The organism is uncultured Tateyamaria sp. (assembly GCF_947487805.1).
Lineage (GTDB): Bacteria > Pseudomonadota > Alphaproteobacteria > Rhodobacterales > Rhodobacteraceae > Tateyamaria.
Map to the genome: position 1 here is coordinate 150,404 of NZ_CANKXW010000005.1, position 21,113 is coordinate 171,516.

Here is a 21,113-nt window from a genome sequence, read left to right on the forward strand (position 1 = left end):
GGTTTGCAAAGCGCCGCGCGCAACCCTCACGCCCGTGCCAGCCGCCGTTCGCGGCGATAGACCGCAGCGATGGACACCAGCGCGCAGACCCCCACCGTGCACATGATCAACAACAGCGGATAGGCCCCGGTTTCCGGCGTCAGCAGGAAACCCGCCAGCGCCGACAGCGCGGCCCCGCCGCCGATCATGATCGCCCCGCCCAGACCGGATGCGGTGCCCGCCAGATGCGGGCGCACCGACAACATGCCCGCAGTCGCGTTCGGAATAACCAACCCGTTGCCGAGGCCGACAAAAGTCATCATCCCGAAAAAGGTCAGCGGTGTCCCGAGGCCCGCCAAAAAGATGATCAACGACACGAAGGTGCCGAACCCATTGGCCAGACAGCCCCAAAGCACCAGCTTGTTCACGCCGTAGGTGGTGGCAAACCGGCCGCTGGCCCAGTTGCCAAAGAAATACCCGATGGCCGGAGCGCCGAAATAGAGGCCCAGTTCCGCCGGCGACATGCCAAACACCTGCGTGCCCACGAACGGCGCGCCACCGAGATAGGCAAAGAACGATCCCGAACAGAACGCGGCGGCCAGCGAATACCCCCAGAACCGCGGCGAACGCAGCAACTCGGGGTATTCCCGGAACTGCCCGATCAGTGACTTGGACGACACCTTGGCCGTCTCACCAAGGTCGGCATAGACCAGCCACAGCAGCACACCGCCCGTGACAAAGAAGAACCAGAAGACCGATTTCCACCCCAGCGCCTCGTCCAGCAGTCCGCCCAGACCCGGGGAGACCATGGGCACAATCGCCATCCCCATCGTGACATAGCCGATCATCGATGCCGACTGATCCTGGTCATACAGGTCCCGGATCACCGCCCGGCTCAGCACCATGGCCACCGCAATCACCGCCTGGCACATGCGGAAAAACAGAAAGACTTCGACATTCGGCGCATAGATGCAGCACAGCGTCGCCAGCATGAACAGGGCAATGCCCCACATCAGCACCTTGCGCCGCCCCAGATTGTCCGAGATCGGCCCGATGATCGTCTGCATGATGGCCGACACGGCCAGGTACAGCGCCACCGACAGCTGCATCACCTTGTATTCGGTGTCGAAATACTCGGTCATCCGCGGCAGGCTGGGCAGGAACATGTTCATGACCATCGCCGACACCCCGGCCAGCAGGATGAGCGTCGCGATATGTGGCGGAGTGGTGCGATCCAGAAACCGGACCTTGGGCGCGTCTTGCATATCCGAGGAGGTAAGTCGCGATAAGTGAACTGTCCAGTGCAGTTATGCACGGTCAGGTGTGCTTTGCGAGTTTGCAGTTTGCAAATCATTCTTGGAAACTGATTTGCAAATATTCCGAATGGCCGTTCACCCGGCGCGCATCCGCCTATATGGTGGCGCAAATCACCAGCGGGGACAGCATGAAAGATATCCTGACCGAATTGGAATCGCGGCGCGCCGAGGCGCGTCTGGGCGGCGGACAAAAACGGATCGACGCCCAGCATGCGCGGGGCAAGCTGACGGCGCGTGAACGGATCGAGCTGCTGCTCGACGAGGGCTCTTTCGAAGAATTCGACATGTTCGTCACCCACCGCTGCACCGATTTCGGCATGGAATCGCAAAAGCCCGCGGGTGACGGCGTCGTCACCGGCTGGGGTACGATCAACGGCCGCATGGTCTATGTCTTCAGTCAGGATTTCACCGTCTTTGGCGGGTCGCTGTCCGAAACCCACGCCCAGAAGATCTGCAAGATCCAGGACATGGCGATGCAGAACGGCGCGCCGGTGATCGGCATCAACGACTCGGGCGGTGCGCGCATCCAGGAAGGTGTCGCATCGCTCGCGGGCTATGCCGAGGTGTTCCAGCGCAACATCATGGCCAGCGGTGTCGTGCCCCAGATCAGCGTGATCATGGGCCCCTGCGCGGGTGGTGCGGTGTATAGCCCGGCGATGACCGACTTCATCTTCATGGTCAAGGACACGTCCTATATGTTCGTGACCGGCCCCGATGTGGTCAAGACGGTCACCAACGAGGTTGTCACCGCCGAAGAACTGGGCGGCGCATCGACCCACACCAAGAAATCCAGCGTCGCCGACGGCGCGTTCGAAAACGACGTCGAGGCGCTCGCCGAAGTGCGCCGCCTTGTCGACTTCCTGCCGCTGAACAACCGCGAAAAGCCGCCTGTGCGCCCGTTCTTTGATGAACCGGGCCGGATCGAGGCATCGCTCGACACGCTGGTGCCGGACAACGCCAACACCCCATATGACATGAAGGAGTTGATCCTCAAGGTCGCGGACGAGGCGGATTTCTACGAGATCCAGGAGAATTTCGCCAAGAACATCATCACCGGTTTCATCCGCCTTGAGGGGCAGACCGTGGGTGTCGTGGCCAACCAGCCGATGGTGCTGGCCGGGTGTCTGGACATTGACAGCAGCCGCAAGGCCGCGCGGTTCGTGCGCTTTTGCGATGCGTTCGAAATCCCGATCCTGACGCTGGTCGACGTGCCCGGTTTCCTGCCTGGCACGTCTCAGGAATATGGCGGCGTGATCAAGCACGGGGCCAAGCTGCTCTTCGCCTATGGCGAGGCGACGGTGCCCAAGGTCACGGTGATCACCCGCAAGGCGTATGGCGGGGCCTATGACGTGATGGCGTCCAAGCACCTGCGCGGCGATTTCAACTATGCCTGGCCCACTGCCGAGATCGCGGTGATGGGCGCCAAGGGTGCCACAGAGATCATCCACCGCGCCGATCTGGGCGACGCCGACAAGATTGCGGCGCACACGGCGGATTACGAGGACCGGTTCGCGAACCCCTTCGTGGCGGCGGAAAAAGGGTTCATCGACGAGGTGATCCAACCCCGCTCCACCCGCCGCCGCGTCAGCCGCGCCTTTGCGTCGTTGCGTGGCAAGTCGCTACAGAACCCGTGGAAGAAGCATGACAACATCCCCCTCTGATATGCGGGCAGGAACTGATTTGTGCAGGCACGCGTTCCTTGAAAAAGGAGGGCGTCATGGCCGATCGACCAAGCATCAAAAACGAAGAGACGTACGAAGCGCTGCGCGCAGATGGCGCGTCGAAGGAAAAGGCGGCGCGCATTGCCAATGCGCAAGCCTCGGACGATCAGTCACCGTCGCAGAAGGGGGGCAAGGCGCCGCCCTACGAGGAATGGACCAAAGATGCGTTGTACGAACGCGCGCAGGAACTGGACATCGAGGGCCGTTCGGACATGGACAAGGACGCGCTGATCAAGGCTTTGCGCAACCATTGAGGCGAGCGCGCCATGTCTGACACCGCCTTTCACATGATCTCAGGCGGACCGCGTCCTGTCGCCCCGTTTTCCCATGCCGTCGAAAGCGATGGCTGGGTGATCCTGACCGGGCAGATGCCCACGGACCCCGACGCGCCGGACGCGCCTTTGCCCGATGGGGTTGCGGCGCAGACGCGGCGGGTGATGGACAATCTCGAGATTGTCCTCAAAGGCGTTGGGCTGGACCTCAGCCATGTCGTTCAATGCCGCGCCTATCTGACCGCGTTCGAGCGGGACTATGCCGCGTTCAACGACACCTATCAGACCTATTTCCCGGCCGACCGTCGCCCTGCGCGCACTACCGTGGGCGTCACTGCCCTGGCCGTTGGGGCGCTGGTGGAAATCGACTGCGTGGCGCGGCGTCCCCGCGGGGACAGTGGGGCGGCATGAGCAAGGGCTGGCATATCCTGCGCGATGGCGACAGCGTGACGCTGTGCCGCCAGTTGCCGCCACGGCTGGAATTTGGCGTGCAGACGGTGCTGCCGCGCGTGGCACCGGTACGGCTGGCCCATCAGATCCGGCAGGACCTGTGGCGCGCCTTGCAGAATGTGCGGGGATTTTCGCCTGTGATCCGTCTCGACCCCATACCCGAGGGCTGGGCCGTCACCGCCGGTGGGCGCGCGCCGGGGCCGATCCCGCAGGCGGTGTTTGACCGCGCAACGGCCGTTTTGAACAGCCCGGCCAACCGGGCGCGCTGGACGGCGCATGCAGGAGGAACGACATGACGCTTTGGAAAGGGCAGGCCTTTGCCATCAGCCACGCGGATGACAGCGCCTTTGAAGGGGCCGGGCTGCGGCCGTTTTTCGAATACCGGCACATGGGCATCCCGGACGCGACGGGCGGCAAGTTCTCTGCCCACGTGATCCGCGCCGTTCCGGGGATGGAAAGCCGCGCCACATGGCATTCCCATGATCTGGATTTCCAGCTGGTCTATGTCACCAAAGGCTGGGTCGTGTTCGAGTACCAAGGGCAGGGCGAACACGTTTTGCGCGAAGGTTCCTGTGTGCTGCAACCTCCGGGCATTGTCCATCGAGAGGTCCGGCACTCCGACGACCTGGAATTGATCGAAATCACCTCACCTGCGGACTTTACAACGCAAGAAGAAGATGCACCATGACGCCCCAACGGACGCGTATATCGCCGCGTAGAACAGTGCGACGGATTATCACCGCGCGCACAGCAGCCCCGGAGGGAGGAGCTCGGACCTGGCAACGGGAATGGGTCCGGGGTTGCGCTACGCTGGCCCTGATCCTGTCCGGAATGCCCGCAACTGCACAATCGGTCCCGTCGGGGCAGGACCTGACCCTGTCCGAGGTTCTCATCGACGATGTGGGCGGAGAGGCATGGCTGCGGTTCCGGTTCCTGGCCCCCCAGATTGCGCGCGCGACCGGCACCGTGACCTATACGGATGCCGAGGGCGACTTCGCGCATCTATGTGACGCCGTGGCGCGGCCCTATCTGGCCGATCATGCGTTGACGGCGGACGTGGTGGTGATCACGCTCATGGATCGAACGGTGCCCTTCGGGCAGGCAGATCCCGACGCCACGCAGTTTATCGAAGCCTTTCGTATCACGGGCGATGCCTGTGTCTGGGAGATGTTGTAGTGTCGCAATTCGTACCAATCCGCGCCGCGGCCCCTGATGCTTTGCGGCCACAACCCGCGCAAGCCTTTGCTGCGCCGTTTCTTTTGGCGTCAAAATCGCGTATATCGGCGGCGAGGGGTCCCCAAGACCACCTTACCTCGCAGGGGGCGTACCGCATGGTGCGTCCAAATGTTGACTACAGGAGAGACAGATGTCGAAGAACATCAAAGTATTGGGCATGGTTAGCCTCATGGTTCTGGTTGCCGCGTGCGGCCGCAACAACACCACAGAAGAGTTCGTGGTTGTTGAGCCCGAGCCCATCAGCCAAGAGCCTGTCCACACCGGCAAGTTCAAGTAATACGACAGGACGGGCCGCTGGACGGCCCGTCCTGACGCCCCTGACCGCGGGGGTCGGCGCATGCTGAAACATCGCGGGTTTCCAGGCCGTCTGGCCGGAACAGACTTCCAGTTCACCATTCGCCGACCGAACCCAAAAGGGGTGACCGCCATCACGCGGCGCGAACGCTTTGCCGATCGCAGACCGGCGGACAAACGCGCGGATGCGGCATTTATGGCGGCACTCTGGGCGCAGTTCGGCGATGCCCCTTTCGAGCGCGGAAACCTGGATGCAGGGCGGCTGTCATGGCTGTTCGGGCGCGAGGTCAAACCGGCCACCGATCCATTTGACCCGGCGGATTACGAGGCGCTGCTCGTCATTGACGAGGGGTTGGCGCGCGCGTCCTTTCCCGAGGCATTTGACGGGAGTGCAGGTGCATGAGGCACACGGTTGTCGGCGCTTCTCTGCCAACGGATTCCCGGATTTGGCGAAACTCGGCTCATTTTTCCCGTGACCCGATATTGCGCTGTGCAGGGGCGGCTGGCCTGTGTGATGCTGGTCCCATAACGGCGGTTCCCCAGGTTTTTCCCGCCGTTCAGTACCATTTCCGTACCCCTTCCCCTGGTGGGCAACCCGCATCGCAAGCTGCGTCGTTGCCCACCACTTTTTTGCACCCTGCGCACCCCCGATCCCTGCACGCCCTGCGGCGCTTTTCCTCCGATCCTGTCATGGTTCGGCGGCCTTTTGCGCAGTTTTCGCCGGCGGCCACGGAACTATTGTGCACAAGGCGCGTTGCGGTACCTAGAACACGAACAAACTCAGGAGATCCGTCATGCGTTCGAAAACTGGTGCCCTTGCGATTGCAGCTTTGCTGGGCCTTGCCGCCTGTGGTGACACGGTCGGCGAACAGGCCGTCATTGGCGGTGCCGTTGGCGCCGGTGCAGCCGCGGTCACAAGCGGCAATGTTGTCACAGGTGCCGCCGTTGGCGCGGCAGGCAACGTGCTGGCCTGCGAACTCGACATCGCGAACTGCTGAACCCACACCGCGCCCGGTACGCCGGGTGACTGATCCATTGCAACGCCGTTGCGCCCCCGGGCGCAGCGGCGTTTTGCGTCTGACGACCCAACCAAGTGAGGCCCCATGTTCAAGAAACTGCTGATTGCCAACCGGGGCGAAATTGCCTGCCGTGTGATCAAGACTGCGCGCAAGATGGGGATCCCCACGGTCGCCATCTATTCGGATGCGGATGCCAAGGCGCTGCATGTGCAGATGGCCGATGAGGCCGTGCATATCGGCCCGCCGCCCGCCAACCAGTCCTATATCGTTATCGACAAGGTGATGGAGGCGATCAAGTCCAGCGGCGCAGAGGCCGTGCATCCCGGCTATGGTTTCTTGTCCGAAAACGCCAAGTTCGCCGAGGCGCTGGACGCCGCCGGTGTGGCCTTTGTCGGCCCGCCCAAAGGCGCGATCGAGAGTATGGGGGACAAGATCACCTCCAAGAAGATCGCGCAGGAGGCCAATGTGTCGACCGTGCCCGGCTATATGGGCCTGATCGAGGACGCGGACGAGGCGGTCAAGATCTCGAACGAGATCGGGTATCCGGTCATGCTCAAGGCCTCTGCTGGCGGTGGCGGCAAGGGCATGCGGATCGCGTGGAACGATGCCGAGGCGCGCGAAGGGTTTCAAAGCTCCAAGAACGAGGCGGCCAATTCCTTTGGCGATGACCGGATTTTCATCGAGAAATTCGTGACCCAGCCGCGCCACATCGAGATCCAGGTGCTGTGTGACACACATGGCAACGGCATCTATCTGGGCGAACGCGAATGTTCGATCCAGCGCCGCAACCAGAAGGTCGTCGAAGAGGCCCCCAGCCCGTTTCTGGACGAGGCCACCCGCCGCGCGATGGGCGAACAGTCGGTCGCACTGGCCAAGGCCGTGGGCTATGCCAGCGCGGGCACGGTCGAATTCATCGTGGACGGGGACAAGAATTTCTACTTCCTCGAGATGAACACGCGCCTTCAGGTGGAGCACCCGGTGACCGAGCTGATCACCGGCGTCGACCTTGTGGAACAGATGATCCGCGTCGCCGCCGGAGAGCCGCTGAGCATCACCCAGGACGATGTGAAACTGAACGGCTGGGCCATCGAGAACCGGCTTTATGCCGAGGACCCCTATCGTGGGTTCCTGCCGTCCATCGGGCGTCTGACGCGCTATCGTCCCCCCGCCGAAACCGCCAGCTATACCCCCGGCGTCGTGCCCGACAGCATCGTCGTGCGCAACGACACCGGCGTTTACGAGGGCGGCGAGATCAGCATGTATTACGATCCCATGATCGCTAAGCTGTGCACATGGGGCCCAGACCGTGCGACCGCGATCGAAGCGATGCGTGTGGCGCTGGACAGTTTCGAGGTCGAAGGCATCGGCCACAACCTGCCCTTCCTCAGCGCCGTGATGGATCACCCGAAATTCGTGAGCGGCGACATGACCACCGCCTTTATCGAAGAGGAATATCCCGACGGGTTCCAGGGCGTGATACTGCCCGACGGCGAACTGGCGCGGGTGGCTGCGGCTTGTGCCGCGATGCACCGAGTGGCCGAAATCCGCCGCGCGCGCGTGTCGGGCCGGATGGACAATCACGAACGCAAAGTGGGCAGCGATTGGAACGTGACCTTGCAGGGCCAGTCCTTTGACGTGCAGATCGACGCCGATCCCGACGGAGCTACCGTGGCCTTTGCGGATGGATCCGCGCTGCGGGTGTCGGGGGCGTGGACGCCGGGGGATCAACTGGCGGAAATGACCGTGGATGGTGCCGCACTGGTGCTCAAGGTCGGCAAGGTGTCGGGGGGCTTTCGCATCCGCACCCGCGGCGCGGACCTCAAGGTCCATGTGCGCACCCCGCGTCAGGCCGAACTGGCCCGCCTGATGCCCGAAAAGACGCCGCCCGACACGTCCAAGATGCTGCTCTGCCCGATGCCCGGATTGGTGGTCAAGATCGACGTCAGCGAAGGCGACGAAGTACAGGAAGGGCAGGCCCTGTGCACCATCGAGGCGATGAAGATGGAAAACATCCTCCGCGCCGAGAAAAAGGGCGTGGTGTCCAAGATCAACGCGGGCGCGGGCGACAGCCTGGCCGTGGACGATGTCATCATGGAGTTCGAGTAATCCCTCGATGCCTTGCGCGCTTGCGATATCTCCGACGCCCGCGCGGCCCGTGGTGTCACGGGCCGGTCAGCTGTCGCGCCGGTCGCGGATTTCGCGTTGCCGCATGGGCATCTTGTCGATGGTCCGGCTCAGCTCGCGCACATCCCACGGGAACGGTTTGCGCAGCTTGACACCGCCATCCTTGCCGATCAGCACCAGCATGAACCCGCGCGGCCGCAGTTTCAGCCGCAGCGCGCCCTCGGCCGCCGGGTCCGTATCGGTCAGCACGACCACATCCCGCTCGGCAAGCTCCTGGGCGCGGTCGCGCAGCAGGTCCATCTGCTGGGCAAAACTCGGATCGTTGGGGCTGTCGGCGAAAACGATGATGGGTCGCTTTTCCCAGACAAATTCGCTCAAATCCGTCACATCCTGCTCCAGAAAAATCGTCGGAGGGGACGTGGTGTCGCCCTCCGCCGCCGCCAGTGAGCCGCCCAAAAGCCCTGCGAAAACAATAGGTAGTATCTGTTTCATATGGTCTCCTGTTGGCATCAATGTAGCGGCTTTTTCCGCGATTGCGACGGGCGATGACGTCAATTTTAGCTTTAATCGCTCTTCAAGCCCTGCCGTGGCAGCCTGCGCGCCGATCCGTTCGGAAGGCAGAGCCAGAAAGGCAAGCATGAAGGTCATTTTGCATATCGGTGCCCATCGCACCGGCACCACCAGCTTTCAGTCGTATATGCGTGAACAGTCAGGCACCTTGCAGGGGCAGGGCGTCGGTTTCTGGGGGCCTGCGCGCACGCGCAAGGGTCTGTTTGCGGGCATCCAGCCGGTGCCCGGACTGGGCGGTACGGCGGCGCAGCGCGCGCGCGGGCGCATCCAGCTGCAACTGGCGCGGGCGCGCCAGAACGGCACGCACACATTGGTCGTCAGTGACGAGAACATGATGGGATCGGTGCGCCGCAACCTGCGCAGCCGGACGCTCTATGCGGATGTGGGCGAACGGTTCTCCCGCTATGTCTGTGCCTTTGACGGGACGGTGGATACGGTCGTCCTCACGGTGCGCGCGCTTGACCACTATTGGGCCTCTGCCGCCGCCTACGGCGTGGCGCGGGGGCATGGCGTGCCCGACCCCGATTGCGCGATGCAGATCGCACTGGCCGCGCGCACGTGGCGCGATGTGATCACCGATGTGGCCTGTGCCGCCCCCGGCGCGCGGATCATCGTCGCCCCGTTCGAGACCGCGGCGGCCCGGCCCGACACGATGCTGACCCTTGCGACCGGGGCCCCCGCGCCCGTGGATCACGCAGCCGACCGGCTCAACCGCGCACCCAGTGCGGATGACCTGCGCGCCATTCTGGTGGACCGGGGCGAAGACCCTGACCAGATCACCGCCGGTGCCGGGCGCTGGACCCCGTTTGACATCGCCGCCCGCGCGGCCCTGCGCGAGGCCTATGCCGACGACATGCTGTGGCTGGTGGCCGGGGCGGACGGTCTGGCAACACTGACAGAGGAATTGGACCACACACGCGCGGGGCAAACCCCGCCGCACGGTCCGCTGACAAGAGGACGAGGACATGACAAGCAAGAAAGACGCATGGCGGAGCCGCGCGGAAGCTGAACTGCGCGGCAGGCCTGTCGAAGATCTGACATGGAAGACGCTGGAGGGCATCGACGTGGCCCCCGTCTACACGGCGGAGGATCTCGACGGGCTCGATCATCTGGGCACCATTCCGGGCGAGGCGCCGTTCACGCGCGGGGTCAAGGCTACGATGTATGCGGGCCGGCCCTGGACCATCCGGCAATATGCGGGTTTTTCCACCGCCGAGGAATCGAACGCCTTTTACCGCCGTGCGCTGGATGCGGGCCAACAGGGCGTGTCGGTCGCCTTCGATCTGGCCACCCACCGCGGCTATGACAGCGATCACGACCGGGTGCAGGGCGACGTGGGCAAAGCCGGCGTTGCCATCGACAGCGTCGAGGACATGAAGATCCTCTTTGACGGCATCCCGTTGGACAAGGTCAGCGTGTCCATGACGATGAATGGTGCCGTGATCCCGATCCTCGCCAATTTCATCGTCGCGGGCGAGGAGCAGGGCGTGGACAAGGCCAAATTGTCCGGCACCATCCAGAACGACATCCTCAAGGAGTTCATGGTCCGCAACACCTATATCTACCCGCCCGAACCCTCGATGCGGATCATCGCGGACATCATCGCATATACCAGTGCCGAGATGCCCAAGTTCAACTCGATCTCCATCTCGGGCTACCACATGCAGGAGGCGGGCGCGAACCTGGTGCAGGAGCTGGCATTCACCCTTGCTGACGGGCGCGAATATGTGCGCGCCGCCATCGCGCGGGGCATGGATGTGGACGCGTTCGCCGGGCGTCTGTCGTTCTTTTTCGCCATCGGCATGAACTTCTTTATGGAAGCAGCCAAGCTGCGCGCCGCACGTCTCCTGTGGCACCGCATCATGTCCGAATTTGAGCCGAAGAACCCCAAATCCTCGATGCTGCGCACCCATTGCCAGACCTCCGGTGTCAGCTTGCAGGAACAGGACCCCTACAACAACGTCGTGCGCACCGCGTTCGAGGCGATGAGCGCGGTTCTGGGCGGCACGCAGTCGCTGCACACCAATTCCTTCGACGAAGCCATTGGTTTGCCGACACAATTCTCCTCACGCATCGCACGCAACACGCAGCTGATCCTGCAAAACGAGACGGGTGTGACCAACGTGGTCGACCCGCTGGCAGGCTCCTATTACGTGGAAAAGCTGACCCATGATCTGGCCGAAGAGGCGTGGAAACTGATCGAAGAGGTCGAGGAGATGGGCGGCATGACCAAGGCCGTGGCCTCCGGCATGCCCAAGCTGCGCATCGAAGAGGCCGCCGCCACCCGTCAGGCGCTGATCGACAAGGGCGACGAGGTGATCGTCGGCGTCAACAAGTTCCGCCTCGAGAAAGAGGACGAGATCGACATCCTCGATATCGACAATGCCGCCGTGCGCGACGCGCAGATCGCGCGGCTGGACCGGATCCGGTCCGAGCGGGACGAGGCGGCGTGTCAGGCCGCCCTCGATGCGCTGACGGCAACCGCGCAATCGGATGGCAACCTGTTGGCCGCAGCGGTCGAGGCCGCCCGCGCCCGCGCCTCGGTGGGAGAAATCAGCATGGCGATGGAAAAAGTGTTCGGACGGCACCGGGCCGAGGTCAAGACGCTCGCCGGTGTGTATGGTGCCGCCTATGAAGGCGACGCAGGCTTTGCCGCGATCCAGAAATCGGTCGAGGATTTCGCCGAGGCCGAGGGCCGCCGCCCGCGGATGCTGGTGGTCAAGATGGGCCAGGACGGCCACGACCGCGGTGCCAAGGTGATTGCCACCGCCTTTGCCGATATCGGGTTCGACGTCGATGTGGGCCCACTGTTCCAGACCCCGGCAGAGGCCGCACAGGATGCGGTCGACAATGACGTGCACGTGGTTGGTATTTCGTCCCAGGCCGCAGGTCACAAGACACTGGCACCGCAGCTGGTGCAGGCCCTCAAGGACGCAGGCGCAGAGGATATCATCGTGATCTGTGGCGGGGTGATCCCGCAGCAGGATTACCAGTTCCTCTATGATGCGGGGGTCAAGGCGATCTTTGGGCCCGGCACCAACATCCCCGATGCCGCACAAGAGATCCTGACGATCCTGCGGGCGGGCTGACCCCCGCATCCGGCCTTGCGGCCCGCCGCGCCAACGTGCAGTTTCGCGGCAGGCTGGGTCGGCAGGAGGCGGGCATGCAATTTGATCACCTTGTGGTGGGCGGCACGGAACTGGACGCCGCCCGCGCCCATATCGAGGACGCGCTGGGCGTCGCGATGCAGCCCGGCGGCACCCACGCCGTGTTTCAGACGCACAACGCGCTCATGGGGCTGGAGGACGGCCTCTACCTCGAAGCGATTGCGCCAAACCCGGCGGTTGCGGCGCCTACGCGGCCGCGTTGGTACGATCTGGACCGATTCACCGGGCCTGCGCGCCTGTCCAACTGGGCCTGTTCGGTCAAGGATATGGCGCGCGCGCTGCCCGAGATGCCCGAAGGCGCAGGCGCACCCGTCGATGTCCACCGCGGTGATCTGCACTGGCAGATGGCGGTGTCCGATGACGGCACGACGCCCTTTGACAACCTGTGGCCTGCGCTGATCTGTTGGCCCGAGGGCGTGCACCCGGCCCGTGCGCTGGCGCCGACCGGGGTGCGCCTGAAACGGTTCACCCTGATCCACCCGGATGCCCTAACGCTGGAAGTTGCGCTGGGCGCGCATCTGCGCGATGACCGCGTGGCGGTTGAACAGGGGCCCGCACCCGCAATGCAGGCCGAATTCGCCACGCCGCACGGGGACCGCACCCTATGATCCGTGCCGCGATTGAGGCCGACGCCGACTGGATTACCGCGCTGTGGAATGACGTGATCTCCGGCACGACCATCACCTTTACCAGCACGCTCAAGACGCCTGCGGACATCGCCCGGATGATCGCCACGCGCCCGGTGCTGGTGCTGGAGGACGCGGGCGGCTTTGCCACCTTCGGGCCGTTCCGGTCCGGGCCCGGCTATGCCGCGACGGTCGAACACTCGATCTTTCTGTCCCCCAAGGCGCGCGGGCTGGGGCAGGGCAGCGCGCTGATGCGCCGCCTGATGGCCACGGCGCGCGACGCAGGCCACCATGTCATGGTCGCCGCGATCAGTGGCGACAACGCAGGCGCGGTCGCCTTCCACGCCGGTCTCGGCTTTGAGATGTCCGGCCACCTGCCGCAGGTCGGGCGCAAGGACGGGCGCTGGCTCGACCTGATCCTGATGCAAAAGCTGCTGACCGCGTCGGACGACGCTAACATCGCGCCCGCCGATCCCGTATAGTGCCGATATGAGCCTGTGGTCCCGCATTTCCGACGCGCTTGCCGCCCTCTCTGCCGGAGAAGGGCTGACGGCCATTTTCGACAAGCTGCGCGCCCCACCCGAACGCAGCGTGGCCTTTGCCATCGCGGTGATCGCGCTGGGGGCCAAGATGGCCAAGGCCGACGGGCATGTGACGCGCGACGAGGTGACGGCTTTTCGCGAGGTGTTCCACATCGCCGCCAAGGACGAGGCGGGGGCCGCGCGGGTGTTCAACCTGGCGCGCACGGACGTGGCGGGGTTCGAGGAATATGCCACACGCATCCATGCGATGTTCGCCGGCCAGCCCGAAACCCTGACCGACCTGATGGAGGGCCTTTTTCACATCGCGATGGCCGACGGGTTCTATCACCCGAACGAGGATGCCTTCCTCGAAGAAGTGGCGCATATATTTTCCATTTCCGACAGTGATTTCAGGGCCTTGCGCGCGCGTTTCGTGCCGGATGCTGCACCCGATCCCTATTCGGTGCTGGGTGTCACGCCCGATATGGACGTTGATGCCATGCGCACGGTCTGGCGCAAGCTGGTGCGGGAAAACCACCCCGACGCGATGATGGCCCGCGGTGTCCCCGAAGAGGCGGTGCGCCTGGCCGAGAAACGGATGATCGACATCAATCGCGCGTGGGAAGACATCCAGAGCGAACGCGGCTGATGCGGATCGCGACCTATAACGTTGAATGGATGAACACGCTCTTTGATGATGCGGGCGCGCTCTTGCGCGACGATGCGCGGTCGTCCCGGCATGACGTGACCCGGCGGGATCAGATCGACGCGGTGACCACCGTGTTCCGCGCGCTGGACGCAGATGCGGTGATGGTGATCGAAGCGCCCGACAATGGCCGCAGCCGCAGCACGGTCACCGCACTTGAGACCTTTGCCGCCCATGCGGGCATCCGGGCGCGGCGCGCCGTGCTGGGCTTTTCCAACGACACGCAGCAGGAAATCGCGCTGCTTTACGATCCCGATGCGCTGAGCGTGACCCATGACCCGGAAGTCCACGACGGCGCGCCGCGCTTTGATGCGGAATTTGCGATCGATCTGGATATCGATGCGACCGAGGATCGGGTGGTGTTCTCCAAACCGCCGCTGGAACTGGACGTGCGTACTTCGTCCGGGCTGCAAGTGCGGATGATCGGTGCACATCTGAAATCCAAGGCCCCGCACGGCGCGCGCAATCGGGACGATGTGATGCGCATATCCATTGCCAACCGGCGCAAGCAACTGGCACAGGCCATCTGGCTGCGGGCGCGGGTGGCGGCGCATATGGCGCAAGGCACCCCGCTGGTGCTGATGGGGGATCTGAATGACGGTCCGGGTCTTGATGAATACGAGGACCTCTTTGGCCGATCTTCGGTCGAGATCATCATGGGCACGGGCGCCGACGCGCTTTTCGATCCCCATGCGCGCCAGGCGCTGCAACGCCGTCTGGGGGCTACGCCCACGACCGCGCGGTTCTGGATCAAGCCGGAGCAGAGATATCTTCAGGCGCTGCTGGATTACGTGATGGTGTCGCCTGATCTCGCGGCGCGCGCGCCGCGCTGGCGCATCTGGCATCCGCTGGATGATCCCGAATGCTGGCGGCGGCCTGACTTGCGCGACGCGCTTGTCACCGCATCGGACCATTTCCCGGTGAGCTTGGATATCGACATCTGACACCCCATATAAGCGTAATGGTTAAGTATTTCGTGATCCCGTTCTGGCTTGCCCTGGCCGCAGCCCCCGTCCACGCACAGGACGCAGACCCGCCCGACGAGGGCTGGTCCCTGATGGAGCGGGGCGCGCAGATGCTGATGGAAGGTTTGATGCGCGAAATGGAACCCGCGCTCGAGGATTTGCAGGGGCTGGCCGAGGATATGGGCCCGGCAATGCGCGATTTCGTGACACAGATGGGGCCGGCGATGCGCGGCCTTCTTGAAGATGTGCAGGACTGGAGCGTCTATGAGGCGCCCGAGATCCTCGACAATGGCGACATCATCATCCGGCGCAAACCGGATGTGCCCGATGCGACCCCTGCGCCCGAGATCGATATTTAAGAAGCATCTGTCGCCTTGCGGCGGCGTTTCTTGACCTCGACCGTGGCCCCCATGGAATCTGCCAGCGAATTCAGCCGCGCCTCGGCCACCTCGCCAAAGAGCGGCAGGGCATCGGGGCTGAGGTGCAGTTCGAGGATGCGTTTCTTGGGAAACCATTTGAACACGGCCCGGTCGGCGTCCTTCTCCATCCACAGCATCGCACCAAAGCGCATGGCCTTGCCCGCAATCTCCGCATGTTGCCGCGAGGCGTCGTCCAGCAAGTCGTAGAGGTCTTCGAAATGGGTGCCTTCGCGCTTGTTGGTATAGCGGTGAAGCAGCGCGAGGCCGAGAAAGATCCGCTCGCCATGTTTGAGCCCACCCAGATTGGCGCGGGTGGCGTTGTCGAAACAGACTTCGGCGCGGTAGTCGGGGTGGGCGCGCCAGCTGACATCGTGCAGCAGGCAGGCGGCCTTGATCAGGCGCTTGCGGGCAAAGGGGGCGGATTTGAAGAGCGGTTCAATGAACGCATAGAGCGCCTTGCCAAACCCCGGCATGCGCGCGTCCTTGGCCTCGGCAAAGCGGCAGGCCTCGATCAGGGGATCGCGGTCGCGCAGGCGCTGGGGCATCTGTTCATAGAGCATCCCCTCGCGGATGCCATAGCTGGACACGGCGATGTCCTTGGGGCGGAACGTCTTGACCAGCCGGGCGAGCACCTCGGCGGCCAGCGGGACCAGCGCCATCCGCGTGCTGGAGATGCCGCAGGCGAGGCGCAATTCGGTGTGGTCGGCGTGTTCGGCGATGAACTTGGCGGTGCGCTGCACTGATTGCGGCGTCATCCGGTATTCGTGCAGCACGTGCAGCGGGTAGCCGCGGCGGTGCATGTCCACGCGGGCGATGGCGCGCCAGGACCCGCCCACCAGGAACAGGCGGTCCCGCTGGGTGCCCATTTCGGCCTGCAGCGCCTCGATCGTGTCCTTGATGTGGCGGCGGCGGCCCTTCTTGCCGCCGCGCAGGGTCTGGAGCTTGAGCGGGCCCAGATCGGAGGTGACCCGGCGGCCTACATTGCCGCCCGAGATTTCGGCCAGTTCCATCGACGAGCCGCCAATGTCGCAGACAAGCCCGTAGGATCCCGGCCAGCCCAGAAGGACGCCCTGGGCCGACAGGCGCGCCTCTTCCCGGCCATCGATGATGCGGACGTTGAGGCCGGTTTCGCGCAGGACGTCTGCGCAGAAGTCGAGCCCGTCGCTGGCGTCACGCACGGCCGCCGTGGCCACCACCGTGAGGCCCGACAGACCCATGCCGTCGGCCAGCATCTTGAACCGTTTCAACGCGTTGAGCGCGCGGACGCGGCCTGTGGGGTTGAGGTGCCCGCTGTCCGACAGGCCCGCGCCCAGCGCACACATGATCTTTTCGTTGTAGAAATAGGCGGGGCTGCGGGCGGCCCCGTCAAAGACGACGAGGCGGACGGAGTTGGAGCCTACATCGACCACGCCCACGCGCGACAGGGCCCGGGCGGAGGGGTCTTCGAACAGCGGGCGGTCGAAGAGGCCGCTGTCGATTTGCGGTTCGGTCAGTGCGGTCATGGACCCCCCGTGGCACATGTGGTGCTGTGTTGATGGACCAGCGGGCGGGCCGGGTCAATGGATGTGCGCCGCCGGGCGGCTCTGTTTCGGCTGACGCCGAAAGGCGCCCACCCGCCGACCCTTGGGGTGGGGATTTCAGTCTTCGGTATGGGTCAGTTTGGGCACGTCGGATGCACCGGCGGAGCCGCGCCCTGACAGCGAGGGGTTTTCCATAAAGAAGCGGTGGCAGTTGAAAGCAAAGGTGCCTTCGGTCAGTTCGGGCCTTGTGAACTGTCCGTCCGGGCCCATGATCCAGCTTTGGGCCACATCGGCGAGGTTGGCGGCCATGACCTGGCTGACGATCTGGGCCTTGACTGTGGCATTTTCGATTTCGACCAGGGTTTCGACGCGGCGGTTGAGGTTGCGGCCCATCCAGTCGGCGGAGGAGATGAACACGCGCGCCTTTTTCGACGGCAGCCCGTGGCCGTTGCCAAAGCAGACGATGCGCGAATGTTCGAGAAAACGGCCGACGATGGATTTGACGCGGATGTTGTCGGAGAACCCCTTGATGCCGGGGCGCAGGCCGCAGATGCCGCGGATGACGAGGCTGATCCTGACGCCGGCCTGGCCTGCGGCATAGAGCGCGTCGATCACCTCACTGTCGATGAGCGAGTTCATCTTGGCCCAGATCTCGGCCGGTTGGCCGTTGCGGGCGTGCTCCGCCTCGGCGGCGATCATGTCGAGCAGGCGGGTTTTGAGGTTGGTGGGCGAGATGGCGAGGTTGTCCAGCCCTTCGGGCGGGGCGTAGCCCGACAGGTAGTTGAAGACCTTGGTGGCATCGCGCCCCAGTTTGGCGTCGCAGGTGAACAGCGAAACATCCGTATAGATGCGCGCCGTGATCGGGTGGTAGTTGCCGGTGCCGTAATGGGTGTAGGTCACGAGGTTCTTGCCCTCGCGGCGGACCACCGTGCTGATCTTGGCATGGGTTTTCAGATCGAGAAAGCCATAGACCACATGCGCGCCCGCGCGTTCCAGCCTGCGCGACTGGCGGATATTGGCGGCCTCGTCAAAACGTGCCTTGAGTTCCACAAGGGCGGTGACGGATTTGCCGTCCTCGGCGGCCTCGCAGAGCGCCTCGACGATGGGGCTGTTTTTCGAGGTGCGGTAGAGCGTCTGTTTGATCGCCACGACCTGCGGGTCGCGTGCAGCCTGCTGGAGAAAGCGGACCACCATGTCGAAGGTCTCGTAGGGGTGGTGCAGCAGCATATCCTTTTGCCGGATCGCCGCCAGCATGTCGCCTTCGAAATCGGTGACGCGTTCGGGCACGCGCGGGGTGAAGGAGGGCCACAGCAGGTCGGGGCGAGTGTCGAGCACCATTTCGGACATGTCGGACATGCCGATCATGCCGTCGACCTCGATGACTTCGGCGTCGCTCACGCCCAGCTCTTCCATGATCACGGCCTTGAGCGCCTTGGGCGCGCCCGCCGAGTGGGTCAGGCGCACCACCTCGCCGCGGCGGCGGCGTTTCAGGGCGACCTCGAATTCGCGCACCAGGTCTTCGGCCTCGTCCTCGACTTCGAGATCGCTGTCGCGCAGCACGCGGAAACCGAAATGCGCCTTGAGCTTGTAGCCGGGGAACAGGTTGGGTGTCTTGAGCACCAGCAGTTCCTCGAGCGGGAGAAAGCGTTGCCCGTCCCCCGGCAGGGGGATGAACCGGTCGATCTGTGCCGGGATCGGCAGCAGTGCCTGAAGGGTGCGTTTGTCTGACTTGCGTTCGAGTTGCAGGGCCAGCGCATAGCCCATGTTGGGGATGAACGGGAACGGGTGCGCGGGGTCGATGGCCAGCGGTGACAGGACGGCAAAGACCTGGTTAAGGAACACGTCCTCGAGGTGGGCAAGGTCCGCGTCGGTCAGTTCGCCGCCTGTGAGGATGTCGATGCCTTGCGTCTCCATCTCGTCCTTGAGGGCGTTCAGGACCTGGGTTTGGTGCTGGATCAGCTGGCGGGCATCTTCGTTGATCAGGGTCAGCTGTTGCGCGGGCGTCAGCCCGTCGGCGGCGGGGGTGGTGTTGCCCGCAATGGCCAGTTCGCGCAGGCCCGCCACGCGCACGGTGTAGAATTCGTCGAGGTTGCCCGCAGAGATCGACAGGAACCGCAGCCGTTCCAGCAGCGGCACGCGGGGGTTTTCCGCCTCTTCCAGCACACGCCAGTTGAAGCCCAGCCAGCTGAGTTCACGGTTGAAAAACCGGCCCGGACCAGTGGTGTCCAGATCGTCGATGGCGACGGCCTGCGGAAAGGGGGAGGTCAGGAAATCTGCGTTTGTCATTCGGGGGGTATGTCAATTCGGTGTGACGTTTGAATGACGTTTATCCCCCGTGGGGGCCGGTATTGTCCAGCACTTCCGCCGCGAGGGCCCGGGTGATGGGCTTTTTGCGGGCGAGGCTGGCGGCGTCCAGATCGCGCACGATCTGCTGGGCCGCGGCAAAGCTGCGCTCCATCCGGGTGGTGAGATAGGCGATGACGCCGGGGTGGGGGGCAAGCTGGCGGTCGGCGAAAAGCTTGGCGACCACGGCGGCCAGCAGGCTGTCATCGGGTGCCTCGAGGGCGGCGTGCCCGGCGGCGTCCACGCGGCTTTGCAGGTCGGGCAGGGACAGCCGCCAGTGGGCCGGGTGCGCGGTGCCCGTCATCAGCAGGGGGTGGCCTGCGGCTTGCAGCATGTTGTGCAGATGGAAAAGGGCGGTTTGTGCGTCCATGTCACTTGCGATCCGGTCCACGTCCTCGACCGCTGTGGGGGCATGGGCCAGTGCGGCGATATCGTGCTGTGGCAGCTGCGATGCGGTCAGGATCTGCGCCCCGCTGGCTGCGGCCCAGACCTGGGCCAAGTGCGTCTTGCCCGCGCCTGTGGGGCCAGTCAGCGCCAACTTGCCCAGGGGCCACGCGGCCCAGTTGTCGATCATGGCCAGCGCCACCGCGTTGGACGGGGCGACCATGAAATCGTCGCGCCCCGATGCGGCGCGCACGGGCAGGTCAAATCCAAGCTGCGTGGCCATGATCAGTCTCGGGCCTCGGTTTCGTCCGCCTCGATGCCGCGGTAAAGGCGGCTGTCCTGGTATTTCTCGATGAGAAAGCGGACGAACACGCCGAGGGCTGCGGCCATGGGCACCGCCACGAGCATGCCGACAAAACCAAAGAGCGCGCCAAAGACGGACAGGGCGAGGATCAGCCAGACGGGGTGCAGGCCCACGCTTTCGCCAACCAGTTTGGGGGTGAGAATATTGCCTTCGACCACCTGACCGATGCCAAAGACGATGGCGACGGCGACAATCCAGTGCCATTCGCCCCAGAACTGGAACAGCGCAAGCCCGATGGCCAGCGCACCACCCACCAGCGCGCCGACATACGGGATAAAGGTCAGCAGCCCGGCGACAAAGCCCACAACAAGCCCGAATTGCAGGCCGATCAGCATCAGCGCGATGGCGTAATAGGTCCCGAGGATCAGGCAGACGGTGCCCATGCCACGGATGAACCCGGCCAGAGTGCCGTCAATCTCCGAGGCCAGCCGGCGGATGACCGGCGCGTGATCCAGCGGCAGCAGCCCGTTCACGCGCGCAATCATCCGGTCCCAGTCGAGCAGGAGGTAGACGGCCACGACCGGCACGATGATAAAAAGGACCACAACGTTGATCAGGCTTGCCGCCGAGGTCAGCGCGGAGTTCAGCAACTGCCCGCCCCGGTCGGAGATCGTCTGACCCAGCGAGTTCAGCGTCTGGCGGATGGTCGAGCCTTCGTCGAGCAGACTGGGGAACCGCTCAGTCAGGAAGGCACCCAGATCCCGCGCCAGCTGTGGGGCCGCGTTAAAGAGCTGGATCGCCTGTTCGACCAGCGTGGGCACAACCAACAGCGCCAGAACCACAAAGATGATGATGGCGGTGACGGTGATGATGCCCGTGGCCAGCCCCCGGCTGCACCCGCGCGCCTCAAGCCAGTCGGCGACCGGGTCGAGGAAATAGGCGATGGCCGCACCCAGAAAGAAGGGCAGCAGCTGATCCCCCAGCGCATAGAGCAACAGAAAGAAGACCGCCGCCGCAATCCCCCAATACTTGAACTGATCGCGAACCGGCAGGGCCATGGTGTCTCCGCATGTGGTTGATGTGCAACAAATGCGGCGTTTTGCCCGGTTCTTCAAGGGTGTTGATGGACGTGGCGTGATCCAAATGCGCGCTGACGCGCACGCGATTATTTTGGGGG

23 protein-coding genes are annotated in these 21,113 nt (G+C 64.1%); 17 read left to right on the plus strand and 6 right to left on the minus strand.

Annotated elements, in window-relative coordinates; translation table 11 throughout:
- Positions 1-26: 26 nt before the first annotated feature.
- Positions 27-1,244, minus strand: a complete 1,218-nt coding sequence (locus tag Q0949_RS13620; RefSeq protein ID WP_299373178.1) for a multidrug effflux MFS transporter — start codon at positions 1,242-1,244, stop codon at positions 27-29.
- 179 nt (positions 1,245-1,423) lie between these two features.
- Between Q0949_RS13620 and Q0949_RS13625 the strand changes: the two genes are divergently transcribed.
- The 10 genes from Q0949_RS13625 to Q0949_RS13670 all read left to right on the plus strand — a co-directional run bounded on the left by Q0949_RS13625 (position 1,424) and on the right by Q0949_RS13670 (position 8,393).
- The gene (locus Q0949_RS13625; protein WP_299373182.1) at positions 1,424-2,956 is read left to right on the plus strand and encodes an acyl-CoA carboxylase subunit beta; all 1,533 of its coding nucleotides are present in this window, start codon (positions 1,424-1,426) and stop codon (positions 2,954-2,956) included.
- Positions 2,957-3,012: 56 nt separating this feature from the next.
- Positions 3,013-3,270 (plus strand): Rho termination factor, encoded by a 258-nt coding sequence (locus Q0949_RS13630; RefSeq protein ID WP_299373185.1) that lies wholly within the window; start codon positions 3,013-3,015, stop codon positions 3,268-3,270.
- Between the two features lie 12 nt (positions 3,271-3,282).
- Entirely contained in the window at positions 3,283-3,699 is a 417-nt protein-coding gene (locus tag Q0949_RS13635; protein WP_299373188.1) for a RidA family protein, read from the plus strand.
- Positions 3,696-4,034, plus strand: a complete 339-nt coding sequence (locus tag Q0949_RS13640; RefSeq protein ID WP_299373191.1) for a hypothetical protein — start codon at positions 3,696-3,698, stop codon at positions 4,032-4,034. Before Q0949_RS13635 ends, Q0949_RS13640 begins: the two co-directional genes overlap by 4 nt.
- On the plus strand, positions 4,031-4,426 hold the full coding sequence (locus tag Q0949_RS13645) for a cupin domain-containing protein (RefSeq protein WP_299373194.1): 396 nt from the start codon (positions 4,031-4,033) through the stop codon (positions 4,424-4,426). The genes Q0949_RS13640 and Q0949_RS13645 overlap by 4 nt, the downstream gene beginning before the upstream one ends.
- A 143-nt stretch (positions 4,427-4,569) precedes the next feature.
- A complete protein-coding gene (locus tag Q0949_RS13650) occupies positions 4,570-4,914 on the plus strand; it encodes a DUF6497 family protein (protein WP_299373197.1) in 345 nt (114 codons plus the stop codon).
- Positions 4,915-5,104: 190 nt separating this feature from the next.
- Positions 5,105-5,251, plus strand: a complete 147-nt coding sequence (locus Q0949_RS13655; protein WP_299373200.1) for a hypothetical protein — start codon at positions 5,105-5,107, stop codon at positions 5,249-5,251.
- Positions 5,252-5,311: 60 nt separating this feature from the next.
- Positions 5,312-5,671 carry a hypothetical protein gene (locus tag Q0949_RS13660; RefSeq protein ID WP_299373203.1) on the plus strand — a complete coding sequence of 120 codons (360 nt, stop codon included), beginning with the start codon at positions 5,312-5,314 and terminating at the stop codon, positions 5,669-5,671.
- A 391-nt stretch (positions 5,672-6,062) separates the two neighbouring features.
- Entirely contained in the window at positions 6,063-6,266 is a 204-nt protein-coding gene (locus tag Q0949_RS13665; protein ID WP_299373206.1) for a hypothetical protein, read from the plus strand.
- Positions 6,267-6,371: 105 nt separating this feature from the next.
- Entirely contained in the window at positions 6,372-8,393 is a 2,022-nt protein-coding gene (locus Q0949_RS13670; RefSeq protein ID WP_299373209.1) for an acetyl/propionyl/methylcrotonyl-CoA carboxylase subunit alpha, read from the plus strand.
- A 66-nt stretch (positions 8,394-8,459) separates the two neighbouring features.
- Here Q0949_RS13670 and Q0949_RS13675 read toward each other — a convergent pair whose 3' ends face one another.
- Positions 8,460-8,903 (minus strand): DUF4174 domain-containing protein, encoded by a 444-nt coding sequence (locus tag Q0949_RS13675; RefSeq protein WP_299373212.1) that lies wholly within the window; start codon positions 8,901-8,903, stop codon positions 8,460-8,462.
- 145 nt (positions 8,904-9,048) lie between these two features.
- Between Q0949_RS13675 and Q0949_RS13680 the strand changes: the two genes are divergently transcribed.
- The 7 genes from Q0949_RS13680 (at position 9,049) to Q0949_RS13710 (ending at position 15,325) form a co-directional block, all read left to right on the plus strand.
- Complete coding sequence (locus Q0949_RS13680) at positions 9,049-9,990, plus strand: hypothetical protein (protein WP_299373215.1); 942 nt, start codon at positions 9,049-9,051, stop codon at positions 9,988-9,990.
- The gene (scpA, locus tag Q0949_RS13685; protein ID WP_299373218.1) at positions 9,947-12,070 is read left to right on the plus strand and encodes a methylmalonyl-CoA mutase; all 2,124 of its coding nucleotides are present in this window, start codon (positions 9,947-9,949) and stop codon (positions 12,068-12,070) included. Before Q0949_RS13680 ends, scpA begins: the two co-directional genes overlap by 44 nt.
- Positions 12,071-12,144: 74 nt before the next feature.
- Positions 12,145-12,756, plus strand: a complete 612-nt coding sequence (locus Q0949_RS13690) for a VOC family protein (RefSeq protein ID WP_299373220.1) — start codon at positions 12,145-12,147, stop codon at positions 12,754-12,756.
- A complete protein-coding gene (locus tag Q0949_RS13695; RefSeq protein WP_299373223.1) occupies positions 12,753-13,256 on the plus strand; it encodes a GNAT family N-acetyltransferase in 504 nt (167 codons plus the stop codon). Before Q0949_RS13690 ends, Q0949_RS13695 begins: the two co-directional genes overlap by 4 nt.
- 7 nt (positions 13,257-13,263) lie before the next feature.
- Positions 13,264-13,944 carry a molecular chaperone DjiA gene (locus Q0949_RS13700; protein ID WP_299373226.1) on the plus strand — a complete coding sequence of 227 codons (681 nt, stop codon included), beginning with the start codon at positions 13,264-13,266 and terminating at the stop codon, positions 13,942-13,944.
- Entirely contained in the window at positions 13,944-14,945 is a 1,002-nt protein-coding gene (locus Q0949_RS13705) for an endonuclease/exonuclease/phosphatase family protein (protein ID WP_299373229.1), read from the plus strand. Before Q0949_RS13700 ends, Q0949_RS13705 begins: the two co-directional genes overlap by 1 nt.
- A 17-nt stretch (positions 14,946-14,962) precedes the next feature.
- Positions 14,963-15,325, plus strand: coding sequence for a hypothetical protein (locus tag Q0949_RS13710; protein ID WP_299373231.1), 363 nt, complete (start codon positions 14,963-14,965; stop codon positions 15,323-15,325).
- Here Q0949_RS13710 and Q0949_RS13715 read toward each other — a convergent pair.
- From Q0949_RS13715 to Q0949_RS13730, 4 genes are all read right to left on the minus strand, one after another.
- Complete coding sequence (locus tag Q0949_RS13715) at positions 15,322-16,887, minus strand: Ppx/GppA family phosphatase (protein WP_299373234.1); 1,566 nt, start codon at positions 16,885-16,887, stop codon at positions 15,322-15,324. The genes Q0949_RS13710 and Q0949_RS13715 overlap by 4 nt on opposite strands.
- A gap of 135 nt (positions 16,888-17,022) precedes the next feature.
- Complete coding sequence (locus Q0949_RS13720) at positions 17,023-19,191, minus strand: RNA degradosome polyphosphate kinase (protein WP_299373237.1); 2,169 nt, start codon at positions 19,189-19,191, stop codon at positions 17,023-17,025.
- 40 nt (positions 19,192-19,231) lie between these two features.
- Positions 19,232-19,915 carry a DnaA/Hda family protein gene (locus Q0949_RS13725; protein ID WP_299373239.1) on the minus strand — a complete coding sequence of 228 codons (684 nt, stop codon included), beginning with the start codon at positions 19,913-19,915 and terminating at the stop codon, positions 19,232-19,234.
- A 2-nt stretch (positions 19,916-19,917) separates the two neighbouring features.
- Complete coding sequence (locus Q0949_RS13730; protein ID WP_299373241.1) at positions 19,918-20,994, minus strand: AI-2E family transporter; 1,077 nt, start codon at positions 20,992-20,994, stop codon at positions 19,918-19,920.
- Between the last annotated feature and the right edge of the window lie 119 nt (positions 20,995-21,113).

Excerpts from the sequence above, each read along its gene's own strand:
- Q0949_RS13665 (WP_299373206.1), top strand. The coding sequence starts at position 6,063 with ATGCGTTCGAAAACTGGTGCCCTTGCGATTGCAGCTTTGCTGGGCCTT.
- Q0949_RS13655 (WP_299373200.1), top strand. The coding sequence starts at position 5,105 with ATGTCGAAGAACATCAAAGTATTGGGCATGGTTAGCCTCATGGTTCTG.
- Q0949_RS13730 (WP_299373241.1), bottom strand. The coding sequence starts at position 20,994 with ATGGCCCTGCCGGTTCGCGATCAGTTCAAGTATTGGGGGATTGCGGCG.
- Q0949_RS13620 (WP_299373178.1), bottom strand. The coding sequence starts at position 1,244 with ATGCAAGACGCGCCCAAGGTCCGGTTTCTGGATCGCACCACTCCGCCA.
- Q0949_RS13625 (WP_299373182.1), top strand. The coding sequence starts at position 1,424 with ATGAAAGATATCCTGACCGAATTGGAATCGCGGCGCGCCGAGGCGCGT.
- Q0949_RS13670 (WP_299373209.1), top strand. The coding sequence starts at position 6,372 with ATGTTCAAGAAACTGCTGATTGCCAACCGGGGCGAAATTGCCTGCCGT.
- Q0949_RS13690 (WP_299373220.1), top strand. The coding sequence starts at position 12,145 with ATGCAATTTGATCACCTTGTGGTGGGCGGCACGGAACTGGACGCCGCC.
- Q0949_RS13695 (WP_299373223.1), top strand. The coding sequence starts at position 12,753 with ATGATCCGTGCCGCGATTGAGGCCGACGCCGACTGGATTACCGCGCTG.
- Q0949_RS13710 (WP_299373231.1), top strand. The coding sequence starts at position 14,963 with ATGGTTAAGTATTTCGTGATCCCGTTCTGGCTTGCCCTGGCCGCAGCC.
- Q0949_RS13650 (WP_299373197.1), top strand. The coding sequence starts at position 4,570 with ATGCCCGCAACTGCACAATCGGTCCCGTCGGGGCAGGACCTGACCCTG.
- scpA (WP_299373218.1), top strand. The coding sequence starts at position 9,947 with ATGACAAGCAAGAAAGACGCATGGCGGAGCCGCGCGGAAGCTGAACTG.
- Q0949_RS13680 (WP_299373215.1), top strand. The coding sequence starts at position 9,049 with ATGAAGGTCATTTTGCATATCGGTGCCCATCGCACCGGCACCACCAGC.
- Q0949_RS13705 (WP_299373229.1), top strand. The coding sequence starts at position 13,944 with ATGCGGATCGCGACCTATAACGTTGAATGGATGAACACGCTCTTTGAT.
- Q0949_RS13645 (WP_299373194.1), top strand. The coding sequence starts at position 4,031 with ATGACGCTTTGGAAAGGGCAGGCCTTTGCCATCAGCCACGCGGATGAC.
- Q0949_RS13715 (WP_299373234.1), bottom strand. The coding sequence starts at position 16,887 with ATGACCGCACTGACCGAACCGCAAATCGACAGCGGCCTCTTCGACCGC.
- Q0949_RS13640 (WP_299373191.1), top strand. The coding sequence starts at position 3,696 with ATGAGCAAGGGCTGGCATATCCTGCGCGATGGCGACAGCGTGACGCTG.
- Q0949_RS13675 (WP_299373212.1), bottom strand. The coding sequence starts at position 8,903 with ATGAAACAGATACTACCTATTGTTTTCGCAGGGCTTTTGGGCGGCTCA.
- Q0949_RS13720 (WP_299373237.1), bottom strand. The coding sequence starts at position 19,191 with ATGACAAACGCAGATTTCCTGACCTCCCCCTTTCCGCAGGCCGTCGCC.
- Q0949_RS13660 (WP_299373203.1), top strand. The coding sequence starts at position 5,312 with ATGCTGAAACATCGCGGGTTTCCAGGCCGTCTGGCCGGAACAGACTTC.
- Q0949_RS13630 (WP_299373185.1), top strand. The coding sequence starts at position 3,013 with ATGGCCGATCGACCAAGCATCAAAAACGAAGAGACGTACGAAGCGCTG.
- Q0949_RS13635 (WP_299373188.1), top strand. The coding sequence starts at position 3,283 with ATGTCTGACACCGCCTTTCACATGATCTCAGGCGGACCGCGTCCTGTC.
- Q0949_RS13725 (WP_299373239.1), bottom strand. The coding sequence starts at position 19,915 with ATGGCCACGCAGCTTGGATTTGACCTGCCCGTGCGCGCCGCATCGGGG.
- Q0949_RS13700 (WP_299373226.1), top strand. The coding sequence starts at position 13,264 with ATGAGCCTGTGGTCCCGCATTTCCGACGCGCTTGCCGCCCTCTCTGCC.